Below are 19,231 nucleotides of genomic sequence, written 5' to 3' on the forward strand. Positions count from 1 at the left end.
ACTTCCCAAAGCATCCGCATTTACAAGTTTATCGGAAAACGTTGCACAGATGACACAGTTTTATAGTTGCAACATCCAAGCGAGTGTGTTAGGTTGAGATCGTCTCATGCATGAGACAGTTTAATACTTGAGACAATAGGAGGTTTTTGCTTATGGTTACGTCTAAAAATTACCAAATTCAGTTGGATGGGCAACGTTACAGTGTCGATGATCCTGTGATCACTGGACAACAGCTTCTAGACTTGGCTGGAAAGAGACCGGCTGACGAATACTTGGTTTTTCAGGTACTTCAGGGAGGGCAACTAGAAGAAGTTCGACTCGACGAAACCACCGATCTCCGTAAACCCGGTCTGGAGCGATTCATTACCTTCCAGAGCGATCGCTCCTTCCGGCTGGTGATTGACGGTCGGCGATTTGAGTGGGGCAGACCCCTAATCAATGGGCTGGAGTTGAAAAAGTTGGCGGGTGTCGATCCTGCAACCTACGGCATCTGGCTAGAAGTTCGTGGTGCCGAGGATCGGGCGATCGCAGACAACGAATTGGTTGACCTGCAACAGCCGGGTGTCGAGCGGTTCTTCACGGGTAAGAAAACTACCACCCAGGGTAACAGCTTTCTACCTGCCAAAGACCGGGAATACCTTGCGGGTCGAGGGCTGCAATTTGATGAAATCGTTGATGGCTCCAACAAAGGGGTAATCATTCGGGGCTTTCCTCTTCCCTCCGGGCGCTTTGATGTTGGGCAAGCCGATCTTCTAATTCTTTTGCCGTTTGGCTATCCGGATGCGCCACCAGATATGTTCTTTGTCCTTCCCTGGATCAAGCTAGCTCAAATCGCCAAATACCCAAAAGCCGCCGACCAACCCTTTCCTTTCAACGGACAGCAGTGGCAACGCTGGTCACGCCATAACAACGAATGGCGACCAGGGGTAGACGGCATTTGGACCATGCTGAAGCGGGTGGAACACGCCCTGGAGGTGGCAGCATGAAAACGTCCAGCTTGACTGCTAGCCTGAAAATTCAGGAGCGCCACCTGAACCGCCTTAAGGAGTTCCTAATCCACCAAGATGGAGTAGAACGTGCCGCTTACATCCTATGTGGGCAGTCATCAGTCTCACTTGACCCCTGGACTGGGCATCCCCATCGTAAATTCTTCTCCTACGATATTCTGCCTGTGCCGGAGGATGAAGTCCTTTCGAGTTCTGACCAGCACATTACCTGGAAAACTGATTCCTTTGTGCGAACCTTGAAACGAGCGCAGGAGCAAGGCTTAACGGTTGCGCTTATTCATAGCCATATAGGAGGCTTTGCAGAATTTTCTGACCAGGATGATGCCAACGAACCCGATTTAGTTGAGCTAGCCCAGAATCGAAACGGAGAGAACACGTCACTCCTGAGCCTCATTCTGACTTCAGATGAAAAGCTGGTTGGTCGCCTTTGGATCAACCAACAGCAATGGCTTCCGCTCCGCTTGATTACAGTCGTCGGTGAATCGATCCGACTCCATTACCCAGGAAGAGGGCTGGGACAACCCTCTTCCATCCTCCAAAGGCAGGCGTTAGCGTTTGGCAGAGTACTGGAGCAAGACCTGGCAATGTTGCGAGTAGGGATTGTCGGCTGCGGAGGAACTGGCAGCGCCACTGCTATGCTGCTGCCTAAAATGGGATTCCGCCGCATTGCCCTCTTTGACAAAGATATTGTTGAGGAGAGCAATTTGAACCGTCTGCATGGTGCAACCCAAGCAGATGCAGACGTAAAGCGTCCCAAAGTGGAGGTTATTGCGCGATCGCTAACGGAGTTAGGCTTGGGGGTGCAGGTGCAACCGTATCAATCCTGGATTGGTGATCCAGAATGCCGAGATGCCCTTAAAGCTTGCGACATCATTTTTGGTTGTACGGATGATCACGCCGGACGCTTGCTGCTCAACCGCTATGCCTATTACTATGTCACACCTGTCTTTGACATGGGTTTGGCAATTGAAGTGTCATCGTCAGAGCCACCAGAAATCAAGGCAATGGATGGACGAGTTACAGTTCTCTCCCCTGGTCATACTTGCCTACTTTGCCGAGGAATTATCAGCCCTGTGATCGCACGCGATGAAGCTCTCAAGCGAAATAACCCCACTGAATATGAACGCCGAAAGGCAGAAGCCTACGTTTTGGGTGAAGGCAATCCTAGCCCCGCTGTTGTTCTGTTCACGACTGATGTGGCAATCATGGCGATCGAAGAACTGGTGCATCGACTTCAGGGTTTCCGGGGAGAAAACAGTGCAGTTGCCCAGCGGGTACGCAAATTTCACCTTATGGAAGATCGACGGCAAGGAGCCAATCCTGCCCCATATTGCCCTGTTTGTGGCTCCGTTGAGCATTGGGGCAGAGGGGATATCGACCCATTTCTCAATTTAGTGGGGTAAGTCATGCTATTTCGTACCTTTGTCCAGCAATTACTAACGCGGCTCCGGTTCATCCCTAGGCCAGATTTTGCTGCCCAAATCGTGCCCACGCATCCGGCTCCTGAAGAAGTCAAGCCAGGAGCGATGCTAGTGGTTGGTGACGATAAGTATCAGAAGTGGGCATGTTTTCGATGCCCTGGAGGTTGTGGTGAGAATATCTTGCTGCCGCTGAATAAAACTCAACGTCCTTGCTGGGCAGTTTTCATAGATTGGCTCGGACGACCCACTATTCATCCTTCAGTCAGGCAACTCAACGAGTGCCGCTGCCATTTCTGGATTCGGCAAGGATGCGTTGATTGGTGCCCCGATGATTGAATTTGTACTGTCTTTAGTGAGAAATAGCCATTTCGGAATTAAGCGGGTTTACTAGAAGAGGCGGTCCACGCAATTACCCCTAATGTCTTTCGAGATCATCCACAAGCCCACCTTCACTAACCAACTCCTCGCCATCCCCAAAGAGCGAGTCATCCAGGTATTGGAGAAAATCGAGGTCTTGCGGGATGACCCCAAGCCCCACGGTAAGCTGAAGAAAAAACTGCACGGCTACAAAGGCGACATTTACCGCCTACGCTCTGGAGACTTCCGCATCATTTACACCTATGGCGATGGTTGGGTTGCCTTGCTTGGGGTTGATGCCCGTAAGGATGTCTATAAGGGTGACAAATTGATAGCGGAAGAAACTGAAGTTGATGTTGCCGCTTTTACCAACCTTGAAAATCTGTTAGCCCCTGAAAAGGTTCTGCCACCTGAACCTAAGCCGTCTCAAGCAGAAGCCCTTTTACCCGTTGAGCTAACCGAGGAATTACTCGATCGCCTGCTCATTCCCAAAACCTGTTTTCCTAACCTTCTGGCTTGCCGTACCTTCGATGACTTGCTAGAAGCCGATGTGCCAGGGGCAGTGCGCGATCGCCTATTTGACTGCATCACCGCACCTAACTTCGATCAAGTCCTCAACCAACCTAGCTTCGTCACCGGCAGTCCTGATGAGCTACTCCGCTTCAAAGAAGGGGATCTCCTGGGTTTTCTCCTCAAACTTAATCCTGAGCAAGAGAAATTTGTTACCTGGGCAATGAATGCAACGGGACCAACCCTCCTCAAAGGAGGTCCAGGTACAGGAAAAAGTACCGTTGCACTCTATCGCACCCGTGAAATTCTCAAACAGCTTCAAGCCAATGGTGTTAGCCAACCCCGGATTCTCTTCACCACTTACACCAATGCCCTGGTCACCTTCTCAGAGCAACTGCTGCAACAACTTCTGGGTGAGGATGCCCGTTTTGTAGAGGTCAAAACGGCTGATGCGCTGATGTCCTCTATTAGTCATGCCACTAAGCAAGTTCAAGTTGCTCAAACTAACGAGCTGATCAAGCTATTGCGACAAGCCATTCCTCAAGCGATCGCCGCTCTAGAAGGCAATGTTCTACAACAACAGGCGCAGCGACTCGTCCTGCAACGGCTCCAACCAGAGTATTTGCTCGAAGAGCTGACAGATGTGATTGATGCACGGGGCATCGAAACGCTGGCAGATTATCAAGAGACTACCCGTACTGGTCGCAACATCTCTCTCAACAAATCTCAGCGACAGGCAATTTGGACACTGCGGCTTCATTTCAATCAATTACTGAAAGATCAGGGAATAGCAACCTGGGCACAGATGCGGCTTTATGCCCTCGATCGCCTTCACACCATGCCAGATCCGCCTGTCTATGACGCGGTTGTGGTGGATGAAGCCCAAGATCTCAGTCCCGTTGTGCTGCGCTTTTTGGTAGGGCTTTGCCGTGAATCGAATCGGCTATTCATCACCGCTGATGCCAATCAATCAATCTACGGCAACAGCTTCCGGTGGTCTGAGGTGCATCACTCCCTCAAATTTGTTGGACGCACAGGCATTTTGAGGATGAACCATCGCACCACTCAAGAAGTCGGGGAAGCTGCTCAATCCTACTTGCAGGAAGGCATTCTGGACGAAGACAAGATTGAACGGCTCTATATTCATACAGGTCCCTTACCAGCAGTCCGTGCTGTTGCCGATCGCCCATCCGAAGGCTCTCTATTGGCTCAGTTTTGTCGCACTGCCGCTCGCGAGTTTCGCCTGGGAATAGGAGCCTGCGCTATACTGACGCCGACGGAAAAATCTGGCAAGAATATAGCAGGACAGCTGAACTACCTGGGAGTTGAGGCAACGTTTATGACCAGTCGAGAACTGAACTTGAACTGTAAGGGCATTAAAGTGTTGCCGCTCAAGGCTGCGAAAGGGTTGGAGTTTCCGATCGTGGCGATCGCAGGTTTTCTAGACTCCCCTTTCTCAGCAGTGACCAAGAAACTCTCAGACGAGGAAATCGCAGAAATTCTAATGCGCGAACGGCGCACCCTGTTTGTGGGCATGACTAGAGCAATGCGCGCCCTGATGGTTCTCGTTCCGGCTCACCAGCCAGGCAGCTTCCTGCAAAACTTTGATCCTCAGTTCTGGAATTTGGGTAACGCATGAAAAGCCTTCGACTGCCTGCTACTCTCCCTGGCGATTTGGATCTTGCGGCTGTTAATCAGCAGCTCCGCGATCGCACAGTCCAACTGGATTGGAGTGCGGTTGTATCTGTTTCAGAGTCAGCCTTGACTACGCTGTTAAATGGGCTTGATTTGTCAAATGACGCAGATGCACTGGGTGTTGATGGGTCAATGGCGGATTCTGTCATGGCAGAAATTAGCCGTTTCTTTTCACAACAAGCTGTTAAAAAGCCCAAAAAATCTCGCCAGAAATCATCTGCTAATCCCTCAAAGATTACTCCTCAAATCTGGCAACAGGACAGTTTGTTTAAAGCTGAATTGGTTCCTTCCAAGGGGCAAGTTTCCGATGGTCAAGGCACTTTATTAGAACTCCAATATGTACAAGATGAAGAAAAGGGTGCTGAGGAGTCTTCAAAAGTAGCTGAACAAACTGTTGAGCGAACAGAAAATAGCAGTTCATCTGATGTAAATGCAACGGAGCCGCTCCTATCAAAAAGAATTCCATCTGCTTACGACATCCGGGCTGAACTAGAGGATGCCATCCTCAAAGATTTACGGGGACCAGCCCAGGGTGAGGAGGAAGAAGTAGAGGAGGACAGCGTTCAAGATCGGTATTTGGTTGGCTTGTTGGCTCCGCAATATCGCCAAGCCCCAGTCTTAGGTGAACAGCCTGAAGAGGAAGACGAGTTGGCGATCGCCGACAAGGGTAACCAGGAGGAGGGAGCCACTGAAACAACTGCAACCTCTACCCCGGCAATGTTTCCTTCCTCGCTTGGCATGACCTTCTGCGTCAGTGGTGAAGCCAAAGCGATTGAAATCACAGCAGAGTGGGGCAATTACCGCCGAGAAGCCAGTCAATTTCCCAAGGAAGACGGTAGTTCCAAGCTGGTCTGGAAACGTTACCCAATGGGAGGCAGTACCGTATTGCCGTTAGATGGCGAAGCGTTCCGCTGGGTTGTGATGGGCGAGGTAGGTCCTGATGTCTATGTTCAGGGGCGATCGCGACAACAGGACAACGGAGACTGGATTATTACGCTATTCCTCGTGAATGGACAGCACGAACCCAAGCAACGTCGGGATGAAGCATGGTTATTTCAACCGGAGTTAAGCGTTCGGGCACCTGACCGCTCACCCATCTTTATTCGCAATCCATTGCCTACGACTGTTCAAAATATTGACCCAGTGATCCGGGCTGAAGCGCAAGCAATGGCAATGCTTTACCGTAAGCAAGTTGAATTTGCTGTCGGGCATGGCGTTAGCGTTCAGGCAGAACTGGCTTCTAATACAACCGAAAAAGCAGTTTGCCTCTCAACTAGCGTGGCTCCAGTTTACGAAGTACCGAAGACAGCCCCTCCGACCGCAGAGGAAATTCCAGAACTTGCAGGGTTAGTCTTGGACATGAAGGAGCTATCAGAAACCCCGACGGGTAGCCTTTCTGTCAAGCTAACTGCCCTGATCAATGCCTATAGAACCTGGATTGACCAGCAAGAAACCCGGATTTCAGATCCCGGTTCTGGGCTACTGACTTATCAAGATACGGCTGCGACTGTCATCCAAAATTGCCGGATTGCCCTCAAGCGGATTCAGGAAGGTGTGTCCCTGCTTCAGAGCAATGTTCAAGCAGCCGAGGCTTTCCAGTTTATGAACAAGGCAATGTGGCAGCAGCGGATTCACTCCCTTTACTCTGAGCAGAAACGGCAAGGGAACGAGACGACTCTGGAAACAATTGACCAGTATGAGAACCGTCGTTGGTATCCCTTTCAGCTTGCCTTTATCCTGCTGAACCTGCCCAGTATGACTGATCTGCATCATCCAGATCGAACTCATTCAACTGATGCGATCGCTGACTTGCTTTGGTTCCCAACTGGCGGTGGAAAAACTGAGGCTTATCTGGGGCTGACAGCCTATACGATCGGGCTACGACGGCTACAGGGGGCGATCGAAGGTCGAAGTGGTGAGTTTGGTGTCGCCGTCTTAATGCGCTATACGCTGCGACTACTGACCCTTCAGCAGTTTCAGCGAGCAACTGCTTTGATTTGTGCTTGTGAGGCAATCCGTCGCGACGATGAGGATAAATGGGGTAAAGAGCCTTTTCGGATCGGGCTTTGGGTTGGGGAACGCAGCACTCCAAATTACACAGCTCAGAGCGAGGAGTTCGTTAAACAGATTCGGGGACAGCATCAGCAGTACCGAGGTGGTTCTCCCCATCAGCTCACAAACTGCCCTTGGTGTGGAACCCAGATTGAACCCGGTAAGCACATTCAGGTAACTTCAGTCGAAAAAGGGGATGGGCGCACTCGCATTTTTTGTGGTGATTCACTAGGTCGCTGTCTCTTCTCAAAAGGTGAAGGGCTTCCTGTGTTGGTGGTTGACGAGGAGATTTATCGTCGCTTACCAACACTTTTGATTGCTACCGTCGATAAGTTTGCTCAAATGCCCTGGAAAGGGGAAGTCCAGATGTTATTTGGGCAGGTGAATGGGCTGTGTGAACGGCATGGATTCCGTTCCCCTGATTTAGATGATAAGGATTCTCACAAAAAGACGAGCGCGCTACCTGCTGCTAAAACCTTATCGCATCCCTTGCTACGACCCCCAGATCTGATTATCCAAGACGAGCTTCACTTGATTAGTGGTCCTCTGGGAACCTTGGTCGGACTTTATGAAACGGCAGTTGATCAGCTTGCCTCCTGGACAGTGAATGGAAAATTAGTCCGCCCCAAAGTGGTTGCCTCAACTGCTACGATTCGACAGGCGAATGCTCAAGTTCACAATTTGTTTCTCCGCAAAGTGCAAGTCTTTCCTCCACAAGGATTAGACATTGAAGACAACTTTTTCTCCCGTCAACGGCAGCCCAGCGAGGCGCATCCTGGTCGTCGTTATCTGGGTATTTGTGCCCCTGGTCGCAGAATTAAGGCTGCCTTGATTCGAGTTTATGTTGCCTCTCTATCTGCCTCTCAGTATCTTTATGAAACTAAAGGCTATGGCACAAAGACCGACCCCTGGATGACACTCGTTGGCTACTTTAACTCCCTACGAGAATTAGGCGGAACTCGGCGCTTAGTAGATGATGACATCCGTTCTCGGCTTGTCAAGATGGATCAGCGGGGATTAGCCAAACGCACCCGGTTGCTGATGGATGAGTTGACCTCCCGTAAGGATTCAACTGAAATTCCAGACATTTTGGATTGGATGGAAACGACGTTTGATCCAGCGCAAGAAGCAGAAAACCGTGCCAGACGGAAGAACAATCAGAAAGTAGACAAACGTGATCCGCTAGATGTCATTTTGGCAACCAATATGATTTCTGTTGGAGTGGATGTGAAACGGTTAGGTTTGATGGTTGCCTGTGGTCAGCCCAAAAATACGGCGGAGTACATCCAGGCAACCTCGCGAGTCGGCAGAACTTATCCTGGTTTAGTCATTACCGTTTATAACTGGGCACGTCCTAGAGATTTATCACACTATGAGCGGTTTGCTCATTACCATGCAACGTTTTACCAGCATGTTGAAGCTCTATCAGTCACTCCCTTTTCCTCCGGTGCCCTGTATCGGGGACTGAGTGCTTTACTCGTTTCTTTGATCCGATTATCGGGTCAAGACTTTAATCCCAACCATCATGCAGGAAGAATCCAATCGAACCATCCGTTTTTAAAAGCTGCGATCGACGCGATCGTGCAGCGAGCTGGATTAGTAGCCAATACCAAAGTTGCAGACTATGTGCAGCAAGAACTGAAATCAAAGCTTGATGTCTGGTTGAGCAGTGCTCAAAATACCCCAGGTGGCGGCACACTTAAGTACAAGGTTGCTTCAAAGGATGGGACATCGATCGACCTTCTGAAGCCTGCCGGAAAAGGGGATTGGAAAGAATTTACCTGTCTCAATTCCCTCAGAAACGTGGAGCCAACCATCGGACTCATTCTCACCGATAGCGTCCCTGATGAGGACTTTAGTCGTCTACCTCAACCCATGTCCGTTGACCCATCTGAACTATGACCCAGGCAAACTATAAGTACCGTGTTGGGGAACTTCGCCCCAGTCAAATTCTCTTCTCCTATGGGGTTGGGGCAGTGGTTGACCTCCCAAACCTTTCTGTCATGGTGCTGGGATTGGAGGATTGGGCTGATCGCTATGGCATTGAGGTTGCCGAGGAACGGCTTCTGACAGCAGTGCGACGAGAGTTAGGCAAGCAGGTCAAGCAACTAAAATCTCCTCCCATGTCTTTGCAGGAGGACTCTGGTGGCTTTAATCCCTTTGATGAAGCCGCTCGGATTGGAATTCCCGTAGCGCCCTTTCCAGCTTGGATGGTTTGTCCCTACTGTCATTTTCTGGCTCCCTTACAGGGGGGATATTTTGAACTCAAGTCCAATCCCTACCGTCCTCAAGAAAGCCATTACATCCACAAAAATTGCCGCAAACCAGGGAAACCTCCCAAGGTGATACCCGCTCGCTTTCTGGTCGCTTGTGAACATGGGCACTTAGATGATTTTCCCTGGCTTTACTTTGTCCATCGCGGTAATACGAACTGCCGGGGACCTTTGCGGCTGGAGGAATACGGGATTTCGGGGACAGCGGCTGATATTGTGGTCAAGTGCGAAGGTGAGGGCTGTGGCGCTTCACCCCGTCGATTATCAGATGCCTTTGGAGAACAAGGTAAAAAAACAATGCCTCGCTGTCGGGGACGGCATCCCCATCTTCGTAGCTTTGACGATCGCTGTGACCAACAAATGCGAGGGATTTTGCTCGGTGCTTCTAATAGCTGGTTTGGTATTAGCTTGTCTGCGCTCTCGATTCCGACTGCGTCTAATAAACTGGGCGAGTTGGTGGGTGAATATTGGACCCGGTTGAGTAAGGCAACCAGTACTGAAGTTCTAAAAATCTTGCTGGATGCATTTCAAGCAGGAGGCGAACTTCAAGAATTCGCCAAATACTCGATTGATGATATTTGGCAAGAAATCCAAAGGCGGCAAGCAGGAAGCTCAGAGAGTGACACAACCCATGACTTAAAGACTCCAGAGTGGGAAGTTTTCTCCACGGCAGACTCCAGCAAAAATACGAAAGATTTTCAGCTTCGTCCAGTTCTACCGCCTCAAGGCTTTGAGAAATGGTTTACTCAAGTTGTTTTAGTGGAACGCCTCCGGGAGGTTCAATCCCTGATCGGCTTCACTCGGATTCAATCTCCCGGTGATTTTGAAGACGCTGGAGAAATCCCAGAGGAGTATCGAGTCAGGCTGAGCCGAAGCGCTCCACAATGGGTTCCAACTACCGAAGTGAAAGGAGAGGGAATTTTTCTACAGTTCGATGAATCCTCACTCGATCATTGGGAACAGCGATCTGCTGTTAGGGAACACCAGAAACAAACCTGGGAAGCACACAAACGCTGGTGCCAAAGTAGAGGACTTGATCCACTAAAAATCAGATTTCCTGGCATTCGCCATATGCTGATTCACTCCTTCTCCCACGTCTTGATGCGGCAACTGGCGATTGAGTGTGGTTACAATGCAGCCAGTTTGCGTGAAAGGCTCTATTCTAAGCCAGTTAATGACGAAGATGGACCACAAGCAGGACTGTTGATTTATACTGCTGCACCAGATAGTGAAGGCACCCTGGGGGGATTAGTCAGTCTGGGAGAACCTGCAATTTTGGGACACCACATTGCACAAGCGTTAGAGCAAACACGCCTATGCGCCTCTGATCCTCTCTGTGCTGAACACGACCCACTTCAAGGAAATGCCTGTTTACACTGGGCGGCCTGCCATGCCTGTCTATTCAGTCCTGAAACTTCATGTGAAAGAGGGAATAAATTCTTAGACCGATCTCTTCTTGTTCCAACGCTGCATCGTCAACAGTTGGCATTCTTTCAATAATGGAGAGCCACCCGTGAACTCAAAATTACTCAGTTCAATTCACCGGGTTGCGAAAGAACTACCACCGATTGCATTGAATGCTCTGGCAGACTTTCTGGAAGAATCCGCAGGGTCTTACAGTGAAGAATTGAAAGCTAGGGTACTGAGCCAGTTGCCGAACCTCAATTTTCGGCGGGCTGTGCTTGAGCTTTTGGAGGACTGGCATCAGGCATCAACAAACTTAGATAGCCAGTCTATTGCCTTGGCGTTACGCTCAACCGCCTATGCGATCGCCTCGGCCCACTCTGCGCTTTCTGCCGAAATTGTATGGACAGGTCCTGATGTCTCCAATATCCCAGTTCGGAAAACAGAGCAGGTTCTCAAACAGTTAATTCAAGAAGCCCAACGAGAACTAACGATTGTCAGTTTTGCAGTCTATAAAGTACCCGATATTGCGGAAGCATTGATTGCCGCAATGGATCGAGGAGTACACTTGCGGATCATTGCCGAAACTCCAGAAGTTGGGGAGGGTAAGGTTCCTTTTGGAGTTGTAGCAGGATTGGGAGCAGAAGTCGCCCAGCGATCTGAGGTGTTTATTTGGGAGAAATCTAAACGACCTAAAGGCAAAGACGGCAAACATGGTTCACTTCACATGAAGTGTGCGGTTGCAGACGGCAATGACTTGCTTATTTCCAGTGCCAATTTAACTGGGTATGCTTTAACTCTGAATATGGAAATGGGATTACTTATCCATAGTCAATCTCTAGCCAGTTGTGTTAATAACCATATTAATCAACTCATTTATCAGGACGTTTTTTCATTACTCAGGTAATGGTGTAAATATATGAATGACCTGCATACGTTCAACTGGACTGGTAGCGCTATACGCCTTTATTAGCACCAGTAATCCAGAGAGTTTGGCTATTATAAAATTCACCCTGCTGTTCTAAAGAGTATCCTCCTAATAGCAAACCAATCCATAACTCGACGATTGGTATTTTTAAGGCTTGTTGTAAATCAGGTAGACGAATGTTTGAACCGAAAAGTTGAAGATAGTGGGCGATCGCCCCCACCCACTCCTCCACACTCTCCCCGTGCGCCAGCTCCCGGATCTGCTCTGCCATCTGTAGCTCATTGAGCGGTTGTTCCTGCTCTATCTGGTCTGCCCAGTTCAAGAGCGCCTCCTTATCCACCTCCCCAACAACAGAACCTTCTTGGCTGAGCGTTCTCTTCTTGCGGTTGGCCGGATACTGTAGCGGCTCTGGCTCCTCAAACAGATCCGTAACATCCAGCGATAGCGACTGGACAAACAGATCGACGCAACCTTCCAGATCCACCACTGGCTCCTGGGGATTATGCCGACGTTCCCATCTGGAAAACATCAGATCTGCTCGCGCAGCGTAGACTTCCGAGAGCTGCATTAGCACGTCTCCGGCAACCGCCAGTTGCTCGGCAAGCGGTTGTTCCGTGATGGTTTGCTCCAGGGCGGTGCAGAGCGATCGCAGATCCGCCGTCTCTGGAAACCGAGATGCCGCCTCCAAAGATTGCCACAGGTCAAGCTGTAACTGCTGCACTTCCATTACAGCCTAACCTCTGGATAGAGTGGGCAGGGTCGAATCGGGCAGTTATGGGGATGCAGTTCAACCGAGGAACGAAAGCGTTCTACCTTGATTCCACTGTGCTGAGAAAACACATCTAGAATCCGAACCAGCAGTGTTTTGACCTGTAATTCGGTTAGCCCTAGGCAGTGAACGGGTTCAACTTTGGCGACCCGATCGTTCCCCATCCAGAGTTCTGCGCCCAAGGCATGCAGCGGTGATTCCTTAGTGACTCGATACCAGTGAACGACAGCGGCAGGAACGGCTGGAGCCAGTACCTCTAGTGTCGCTACTCGTACAACCCCAGAAACGCCCGGTTCTGATGATAACGGTTCAGATGGCTGTCCGCGTCGTCGCTGCTTGCGAATATGGTTTCGGACTCCCCGATGACGATAGTAGGAGCGACGGTTATGGCAAACCTTCGGATTCCAGCAGCCGTCACCGTTTGGTCCATGACGCTGTTGGGCTTCCTGGGAGTCCAGCTTGGAGCACAACCGACATTTTTCCTGATCGGGACGTGCCATCACGCACCTCGGAGGGGTGCAAGTAACGCCTCGACCCACTGCTGATCAGCCTCCGATAGCTTGGGCGGTGGGACAGGCTGACGATAGTCGATGCGTTCGTTATACCCTGCCCGATCGCACACACCCTGCACAATTGCCTGTAATTCTACCGACGGTTCCGCATCTTCGGGTCTTAGCGGCAGCGGCACACTGGGAATGGGTTCACGCAAGTCAAAGTCATACAGGTCAGCTTGAGGACGTTGTGAACGACGACTCACAATCAGGCGATAATCACTCGGCTGCACCTCTCCGATCATCGTCATTGGGATGCCCGCCCGGATTAGATCGATTTCAACCAGATTGGAGAGACTGCCCAGAATTCGCCTGCGCTTGTTTTCATAAGCCGTTCTGCCTTTTCCCTTCTGCTTGTTTTTGGGTGACAGCACCTCAATCACTGTAATAACCGTATCTGTGCCGACTTCGCGAACTTCGAGATAGCGCTCTTTAATCGTGGTTGGCTGGGGTAAGAAAATGGAGCGGGGTCGTTTCTGAGTTAACGTTGCACCCGGCTCAACTCGCAACGGCTCCACTTGATCGATTGACCGAGCCGCTAAGACAGCAGCATCTGGAATCCCCACGAGAATTTCTTCTGGCTCTTCTTGATCCTGGTAGGTGCGAGTCTCAACCTCAATGTAATAGTTGGGGCGCAGTTGGGGCGCTACCGTATCCGCGATCGCCACCATCAGCCGGGTGTGAAACGACGACCAGAAGGCTGGCTGTTCCAGATAGGGATTCATGCCAGGGAAGGGCGACAGCATCCGTGAAACTCCCGCAGTGCAAGGATTTTCATTCAGTATACCCTAACCTCTCTAAAGCTAGTCGTAATTTAGTCGTATAACAGATATTGTTGAGATATTTTACATGAAATGTCTTAAACTCAAGATGGCAACCTCAGTTGTGGGTAATTGTTCATGTTTTCTGGTTCAGAAGGGCTACCCCCCATCCGGCTGGCTTCTGCTCAGACTTCAGTTTCACCCCGTTCAACGGAACCCACGGATCTGCGTTGGTTGCGAGTAGAGGAATATTTCCAGGCGCGATCGCTTGCGGATAACACGCAGAAAGCCTATCGACGGGAATTGAAGCGGTTTTTAGCTTGGACTGATCGCGCCTGGTCAGATCTCACGCCTCGCCAGATTGCCCAGTTCAAAGCCTATTTGCAGGGGCAAAACCTTTCTCCCAACTCTATTAATCGAGCTTTGACGGCTCTAATGAGTTTCTTTGATTGGTTTCGAGCGGCTTACCCGGAGCAAATTGCCCATGATCCCACTACAGCCGTAGAGATGGAGCGGGTTCCTTTGCCCCCAGCCAGGGATTTATCAGAAATCGAGATAGCGGCGCTGTACCTGGCATTGGAGGAACGAGGGGAGACGGAGGTGCGCGATCGCGCATTACTAGCCGTACTAGGTCATGGACTGCGCGCGGAAGAGGTCGTGAATTTGAACGTAGCAGACTATGATGGCGTGCGGCTAGCCATCCGTGAAGCCAAGGATGACAGTACGGGCACGGTGCCGTTGAGCCGCCAAGCGCGAGAACAGTTGAATACGTATTTAGTGCAGCGTCGTTCTGAAGAAGGGGATTTGCTACCGGATGCTCCCTTGTTTCTGTCATGTGGGCGGAATCGGAGCGGCAATCGATTGGGGTATCAAGGTCTCTACTATGTAGTTAAGTCTTTGGGTAAGATTGCAGCAGAGCAGGCTCAATTGGCATTAGAGCAGCGGCAGAGAATTGAGCAAGGAGAGCTAGAACCTGATCCGCAGGATAGATGGGGACAGTTCAAGGAGGCAGAACTCAAACAAATCCTGACTTTGCTGAATGTTCATCCTCACCAGTTACGCCACACGTTTGCGACTGGCTTGCTTTTACGGGGGGTTGAAAGCCTTCATGCTCGAACACTGACCCGTCATAAATCAGAAGCCAGCTTCAAGCGATATGCCAAGCGAGCACTCGGTGCAGCGGCTGAACGAGCTTTTTATCAATCTATTGGGGAAGAACCTCCCCAAAATAGTGAGTTGAAATGAGGCGAATTTCAAAGATGGATGCTCAATTAAGCTGGTCTTGATACATACTATTTATCAGGCATATTTGGTCTAATTAATCCCGAAGAGGTTTTTTGGACACTGTTCTCAGTCCTGCGTACAGGTTTGTAGTAAATCTGGTTCCGCTTAAAATTTTGTTGCTATTTTTGCTGATCCCCATGCTAAAGGGGCGTTTCAGGATTGTTCAAAAGCGTGTTTTGCAGTTGAACCACAACGTTGTGGTTCAAAAATTGACTTACTCTAATACTTGGAAAAACTTGTATGAGTCGGATTATTGCTTTGTTTAATCAGGCTGGTGGGGTTGGCAAGACCTCTCTTGTCAATCAACTTGGCTACATGATTGCTTGTTGTAAGCGGTTGGATGTGAAGACGAAGAAACGGAGTAAGAAGAAAGGAGATTACTATCAAGTTCTTGTGGTGGATATGGACCCACAGGCTTCCCTCACGATATTTATGGGGCTTGATCCCTATGAATTAGGCAAAACGATCTATCACGCTATCTTGCAGGATGAGCCATTGCCCATTCATAAGGGAATTTATGCTCAGACGCAACAAGAAGATGGCACACCTGGGGTTGATTTAGTTCCTGCTAACTTGGGACTTGCTTTAGCAGAGCGTGAATTGATGTCAGCCGTGATGAGTGACTTTCGTTTGAGGGAGGCACTCTTGCCCGTTCAAGAGCAGTATGATTTTATTTTGATCGACTGTCCTCCAAGTTTGGGTAATTTGGCTTATATTTCGCTGGTTGCGGCAACTCATGTTTTGGTACCAATTCAATCTCAGTACAAGGCATTTAATGGGGTGCAACAGCTATTTGACACGATTAAACTGGTGCGGGCACGTCCAAACCGAGACCTTGCGATCGCCGGATTTGTACCAACCATGTACGATCAGCGAAATTCTCATGATGAGCGGACGTTGGCAGCGATCCAAGAACAGCTTTCAGCAGTGGCGACAGTTTATTCCCCGATCGCACGGTCTACAATCTTTGCAGATGCTTCAGAAGAACATCTGCCTCTAGCCCTGTATGACAAAAAACATCCTGCGCTTAAAGCGATGAATCAGATTATTCATGGACTTGAACTTCTATGACACATTCCAAAGCTTCTAAAAAGGATAAACCCTATGGGGGAAGCATTGATTTAACTAGGCTATTCGGTTCCAATACTGAAGAACTGGCTCCGACTAAGCCTAATGAACCCAAGAATTTTTTACCGATCGCTCAGATCCATCGCAAGCCTGAGCAGGTCAGACGCTACTTTGATCCTCAGAAGATGGAGCAGCTTACTGATTCTGTACGGGAGTATGGCATCTTAGAGAATCTGTTGGTTCGTTCGATGCCAGGAAAACCTGGAGAATATGAACTGATTGCGGGAGAACGTCGTTATAGAGCGGCTCAGGGAGCAGGTTTAACAGAGATCCCTGCTACTATTCTTGAGCTAAGTGACCAGCAAGCACTTCAAGTTACACTGGTCGAAAACTTGCAACGGGAGGATTTAAACCCAATTGAGGAGACGGAAGGGATCTTACAGCTACTAGCGATTCGGCTAGAGTTGTCTGTTCAAGAAACGGTGTCTCTTCTATATCGGATGCAGAATGAGTCAACCCGAAATTTGAACCACAACGTTGTGGTTCAGGAAGAAGAGGTTGTCGAAGAGGTATTTAATGCCCTTGGAAGAATGAGTTGGCAGTCGTTTGTGAAGCATCGCTTGCCTTTACGTAACCTGCCTGAAGAAGTACTTGAGGCGCTTCAGCAAGGAAAAATTGAGTATACGAAGGCGCAAACCATAGGACGGGTTAAGGATGAAGGGCAGCGTCAAGACCTGCTTCAAGCTGCGATCGCCCAAGACCTGTCGATCAGAGATATTCGCGATCGCATCAAACAGCTCACTCAATTGCAGAACTCTACTTCTCAGCCCTCGGATTACTTAAAGCGGTTTAATAATGTAAGTCGCCTGCTTAAGAAAACGAATGCTTGGGAGGATCAGCAGAAACGCGATCGCTTGGAAACTTTGCTAAAAGAAATAGAAGATTTGGTTAAGTGACGCTTGAGGTTTTACTCCGGAAACAAATCAAACTGAATTACAAAGAGAGTTCCTTTACCAACTTCAGATTCAACTTTGATAGTCCCGTGATGAGCTTCTATAATTTGACGAGAATGATAAAGCCCCAGACCATTCCCGCGTCGCTGGTGATTTCCCTGTCTAAATCGCTCAAACAGAAACTCCTGCTCCTCTGGAGCGATACCAATTCCTGTATCTTCTACTTCCAAGATGATAGAACTATTTTCTGGAGAATCACGGGTCATGTATTGCAGGCGAAGCTCTATTGAGCCAGTGTCAGTGTAGCGAATGGCATTACCGACCAAGTTGGTCAGTAGGCGACGAAGCTCCAGGCGATCGCCCCTCACCCACAAGGATGTTTGGTCAGTGGCTCCTACTAAGGTTAGGTTCAACGCCAAGCCTTTAGTCATAGCCAGAGGAGTTAGTTCTCTAACAACACTTTGGCTTAATTCCCAGAGGTCAACCTTATAAAAGTAAAGATCTTTACAACCTGCCTCATATTGATAGATTTCCAGCAGAGTATCAACCATTTCCAATAGAGTTTGGTTGCTCTGAACAACTTGTTCTAAGGAATCCCGCATTTCGGGCAATGTTTTACCAAAAGTACCTCGACGTAGTAAATGCAGCATATGATCTGCTGCAATAAGCGGGGTTCGTAGATCGTGAGTCAGGCTAGCGATGAAGTCTTCATGCTGTTGATTAATTCTGACTTGCTCATCGATACTGTGTTTCAGTTTTAACATCGACTGAATTCTGGCAAATAGCTCTCCCTTTTTCACCGTAGGGCGAATGACATCATTAGCACCCAAGGCCAAGCCCTTAATCACACTGGTATGATTATGATCTGCTACCAACATGATTGGGAAAAAGGGCAGTTCAGCATTCCGTCGAATTCGTCGGGTCACTTCGTAACCGTCTATATCAGCAGTAGCTGTATCCAGCAATAATAGGTCAGGTGGAGACTGTTCAAGCTGAATCAGTGCGTCTACTCCGCTATAGGCGCTGTCTACCTGATACCCCCGTTTCCTGAGCAGCGATCGCATGGAACGAAAGATATTAGGGATGGCATTCACCAGCAGAATGCGTTTTGCTCCAGATGAAGCAAACCTGATGGTTGGGTTTAAAGGTTTTGAGAGCATATTTTATCCAACGCTTTATTTGTCGGTTGTCTGAGAGACTTACGGCAAACTGGCGATGCCCCTGTGCTTCGTAACCTGCTCTAAGCCTGCTGGGTACAGACTTTCTTAGCCTTCATCCCAGAAGAATATGAATGTACTAGAAAAGAAGCGAGATTCTGGATAGGGAACAGCGATGTAAAGAAATCAGTCTAGCGAATTTATCAAAACTTTGCGTTTATGCAAAGACTTGTTCTATCCAGGGATTCGCATCTATCAGCCTTTAGTAGTAGTCAGCATGGTAAAGGGTGGGAACGATGCGAATTGCAATTGTCGAGGATCACAGCCTGACCCGAACTGGCATCCGCAGTTCCCTGAATGAGCAGCAGGATATTTCGGTGGTGGGAGAAGCTGAAACAGGGGTGGCAGGGCTGAAGCTGCTTCAGAGAACCAGTCCGGATCTGGCGATCGTGGATATCGGCTTGCCAGATATGGATGGGATAGAAGTTGTGCAACGGTTTCGGAATGCCCTCCCTCCAGAGTCAGATGTTTCAACCCGATTTATTATGTTAACTTCCTACACTCAGGAAAGAATGGTGCTGGCGGCTTTTGCAGCAGGGGCGGATTCTTACTGTGTCAAAAACACCAAATTTGAATTACTGCTGGAAGCTATCCGCATGACTTATGAGGGACAATCGTGGATTGATCCAGCGATCGCTCGTATTGTCCTCAAGCACGCTCGGCAATCTGCATCGCCACCATCAAGTACTAATGAACCTCAAACAGTGACCATCAATGCACTGGATTCGGAGCAAGCTACCATTCTGGAGTCTGATCCTCTAACGAAAAAAGAGTTGGAAGTGCTGGAATTGATGGTTCAGGGCTACACCAATAACCAAATTGCTCAGCAACTCTATATGAGCCTTGGCACGGCTAAAGTACATATCCGTAGTATCCTCAACAAGCTCTGTGCTAGCGATCGCACTCAAGCTGCTGTACTGGCAATGCGGGCAGGTTTGATCGAGTAAAAAATTTGCATAGCGGAAACTATGCAGTGGGCGA

The 19,231-nt window shown here is 49.3% G+C and carries 15 protein-coding genes; 11 read left to right on the forward strand and 4 right to left on the reverse strand.

The window, feature by feature from the left end:
• Nucleotides 1-152 precede the first annotated feature (152 nt).
• The 7 genes from H6G21_RS15935 to drmC all read left to right on the forward strand — a co-directional run bounded on the left by H6G21_RS15935 (nt 153) and on the right by drmC (nt 11,626).
• Nucleotides 153-986, forward strand: coding sequence for a multiubiquitin domain-containing protein (locus tag H6G21_RS15935; RefSeq protein WP_190574421.1), 834 nt, complete (start codon nt 153-155; stop codon nt 984-986).
• Nucleotides 983-2,410 (forward strand): ThiF family adenylyltransferase, encoded by a 1,428-nt coding sequence (locus H6G21_RS15940; RefSeq protein WP_190574422.1) that lies wholly within the window; start codon nt 983-985, stop codon nt 2,408-2,410. The genes H6G21_RS15935 and H6G21_RS15940 overlap by 4 nt, the downstream gene beginning before the upstream one ends.
• A 123-nt stretch (nt 2,411-2,533) precedes the next feature.
• The gene (locus H6G21_RS25730; RefSeq protein WP_242041879.1) at nt 2,534-2,764 is read left to right on the forward strand and encodes a DUF6527 family protein; all 231 of its coding nucleotides are present in this window, start codon (nt 2,534-2,536) and stop codon (nt 2,762-2,764) included.
• An 82-nt stretch (nt 2,765-2,846) separates the two neighbouring features.
• Nucleotides 2,847-4,934 (forward strand): UvrD-helicase domain-containing protein, encoded by a 2,088-nt coding sequence (locus H6G21_RS15945; protein ID WP_190574423.1) that lies wholly within the window; start codon nt 2,847-2,849, stop codon nt 4,932-4,934.
• Nucleotides 4,931-8,944 carry a DISARM system helicase DrmA gene (gene drmA / locus H6G21_RS15950; RefSeq protein WP_190574424.1) on the forward strand — a complete coding sequence of 1,338 codons (4,014 nt, stop codon included), beginning with the start codon at nt 4,931-4,933 and terminating at the stop codon, nt 8,942-8,944. The genes H6G21_RS15945 and drmA overlap by 4 nt, the downstream gene beginning before the upstream one ends.
• Nucleotides 8,941-10,815: a DUF1998 domain-containing protein gene (locus tag H6G21_RS15955; protein ID WP_190574425.1), complete on the forward strand. Its 1,875-nt coding sequence runs from the start codon at nt 8,941-8,943 to the stop codon at nt 10,813-10,815. Before drmA ends, H6G21_RS15955 begins: the two co-directional genes overlap by 4 nt.
• A gap of 13 nt (nt 10,816-10,828) precedes the next feature.
• Nucleotides 10,829-11,626 carry a DISARM system phospholipase D-like protein DrmC gene (gene drmC / locus H6G21_RS15960; protein ID WP_190574426.1) on the forward strand — a complete coding sequence of 266 codons (798 nt, stop codon included), beginning with the start codon at nt 10,829-10,831 and terminating at the stop codon, nt 11,624-11,626.
• A gap of 49 nt (nt 11,627-11,675) precedes the next feature.
• On the opposite strand, the gene H6G21_RS15965 is transcribed toward drmC, so the two are convergent.
• Genes H6G21_RS15965 through H6G21_RS15975 form a run of 3 tightly spaced genes read right to left on the reverse strand, consistent with a single transcriptional unit; the run spans nt 11,676 to nt 13,713 of the window.
• Nucleotides 11,676-12,374 (reverse strand): hypothetical protein, encoded by a 699-nt coding sequence (locus tag H6G21_RS15965; protein WP_190574427.1) that lies wholly within the window; start codon nt 12,372-12,374, stop codon nt 11,676-11,678.
• Nucleotides 12,374-12,916, reverse strand: coding sequence for a hypothetical protein (locus H6G21_RS15970; RefSeq protein WP_190574428.1), 543 nt, complete (start codon nt 12,914-12,916; stop codon nt 12,374-12,376). Before H6G21_RS15970 ends, H6G21_RS15965 begins: the two co-directional genes overlap by 1 nt.
• The gene (locus H6G21_RS15975) at nt 12,916-13,713 is read right to left on the reverse strand and encodes a DUF4058 family protein (protein ID WP_190574429.1); all 798 of its coding nucleotides are present in this window, start codon (nt 13,711-13,713) and stop codon (nt 12,916-12,918) included. The genes H6G21_RS15970 and H6G21_RS15975 overlap by 1 nt, the downstream gene beginning before the upstream one ends.
• Before the next feature lie 153 nt (nt 13,714-13,866).
• Between H6G21_RS15975 and H6G21_RS15980 the strand changes: the two genes are divergently transcribed.
• The 3 genes from H6G21_RS15980 (at nt 13,867) to H6G21_RS15990 (ending at nt 17,036) form a co-directional block, all read left to right on the forward strand.
• Nucleotides 13,867-14,973, forward strand: coding sequence for a tyrosine-type recombinase/integrase (locus H6G21_RS15980; protein ID WP_190574430.1), 1,107 nt, complete (start codon nt 13,867-13,869; stop codon nt 14,971-14,973).
• 279 nt (nt 14,974-15,252) lie between these two features.
• A complete protein-coding gene (locus tag H6G21_RS15985; RefSeq protein ID WP_190574431.1) occupies nt 15,253-16,083 on the forward strand; it encodes an AAA family ATPase in 831 nt (276 codons plus the stop codon).
• Nucleotides 16,080-17,036, forward strand: coding sequence for a ParB/RepB/Spo0J family partition protein (locus tag H6G21_RS15990; protein WP_190574432.1), 957 nt, complete (start codon nt 16,080-16,082; stop codon nt 17,034-17,036). Before H6G21_RS15985 ends, H6G21_RS15990 begins: the two co-directional genes overlap by 4 nt.
• An 11-nt stretch (nt 17,037-17,047) precedes the next feature.
• Here the strand turns inward: H6G21_RS15990 and H6G21_RS15995 are convergent, their stop codons facing one another.
• Nucleotides 17,048-18,193 (reverse strand): hybrid sensor histidine kinase/response regulator, encoded by a 1,146-nt coding sequence (locus H6G21_RS15995; RefSeq protein ID WP_190574433.1) that lies wholly within the window; start codon nt 18,191-18,193, stop codon nt 17,048-17,050.
• A 284-nt stretch (nt 18,194-18,477) separates the two neighbouring features.
• Between H6G21_RS15995 and H6G21_RS16000 the strand changes: the two genes are divergently transcribed.
• Entirely contained in the window at nt 18,478-19,197 is a 720-nt protein-coding gene (locus H6G21_RS16000) for a response regulator (RefSeq protein WP_190574434.1), read from the forward strand.
• Nucleotides 19,198-19,231 lie beyond the last annotated feature (34 nt).

Source organism: Alkalinema sp. FACHB-956, from assembly GCF_014697025.1.
In the GTDB taxonomy this organism is placed as follows: domain Bacteria; phylum Cyanobacteriota; class Cyanobacteriia; order Leptolyngbyales; family Leptolyngbyaceae; genus Alkalinema.

What these genes read in the sequence shown, in the direction of transcription:
- H6G21_RS15935 (WP_190574421.1), top strand. Translation starts at nt 153, where the DNA reads ATGGTTACGTCTAAAAATTACCAAATTCAGTTGGATGGGCAACGTTAC.
- H6G21_RS15940 (WP_190574422.1), top strand. Translation starts at nt 983, where the DNA reads ATGAAAACGTCCAGCTTGACTGCTAGCCTGAAAATTCAGGAGCGCCAC.
- H6G21_RS25730 (WP_242041879.1), top strand. Translation starts at nt 2,534, where the DNA reads ATGCTAGTGGTTGGTGACGATAAGTATCAGAAGTGGGCATGTTTTCGA.
- H6G21_RS15945 (WP_190574423.1), top strand. Translation starts at nt 2,847, where the DNA reads ATGTCTTTCGAGATCATCCACAAGCCCACCTTCACTAACCAACTCCTC.
- drmA (WP_190574424.1), top strand. Translation starts at nt 4,931, where the DNA reads ATGAAAAGCCTTCGACTGCCTGCTACTCTCCCTGGCGATTTGGATCTT.
- H6G21_RS15955 (WP_190574425.1), top strand. Translation starts at nt 8,941, where the DNA reads ATGACCCAGGCAAACTATAAGTACCGTGTTGGGGAACTTCGCCCCAGT.
- H6G21_RS15965 (WP_190574427.1), bottom strand. Translation starts at nt 12,374, where the DNA reads ATGGAAGTGCAGCAGTTACAGCTTGACCTGTGGCAATCTTTGGAGGCG.
- H6G21_RS15970 (WP_190574428.1), bottom strand. Translation starts at nt 12,916, where the DNA reads ATGGCACGTCCCGATCAGGAAAAATGTCGGTTGTGCTCCAAGCTGGAC.
- H6G21_RS15975 (WP_190574429.1), bottom strand. Translation starts at nt 13,713, where the DNA reads ATGCTGTCGCCCTTCCCTGGCATGAATCCCTATCTGGAACAGCCAGCC.
- H6G21_RS15980 (WP_190574430.1), top strand. Translation starts at nt 13,867, where the DNA reads ATGTTTTCTGGTTCAGAAGGGCTACCCCCCATCCGGCTGGCTTCTGCT.
- H6G21_RS15985 (WP_190574431.1), top strand. Translation starts at nt 15,253, where the DNA reads ATGAGTCGGATTATTGCTTTGTTTAATCAGGCTGGTGGGGTTGGCAAG.
- H6G21_RS15990 (WP_190574432.1), top strand. Translation starts at nt 16,080, where the DNA reads ATGACACATTCCAAAGCTTCTAAAAAGGATAAACCCTATGGGGGAAGC.
- H6G21_RS15995 (WP_190574433.1), bottom strand. Translation starts at nt 18,193, where the DNA reads ATGCTCTCAAAACCTTTAAACCCAACCATCAGGTTTGCTTCATCTGGA.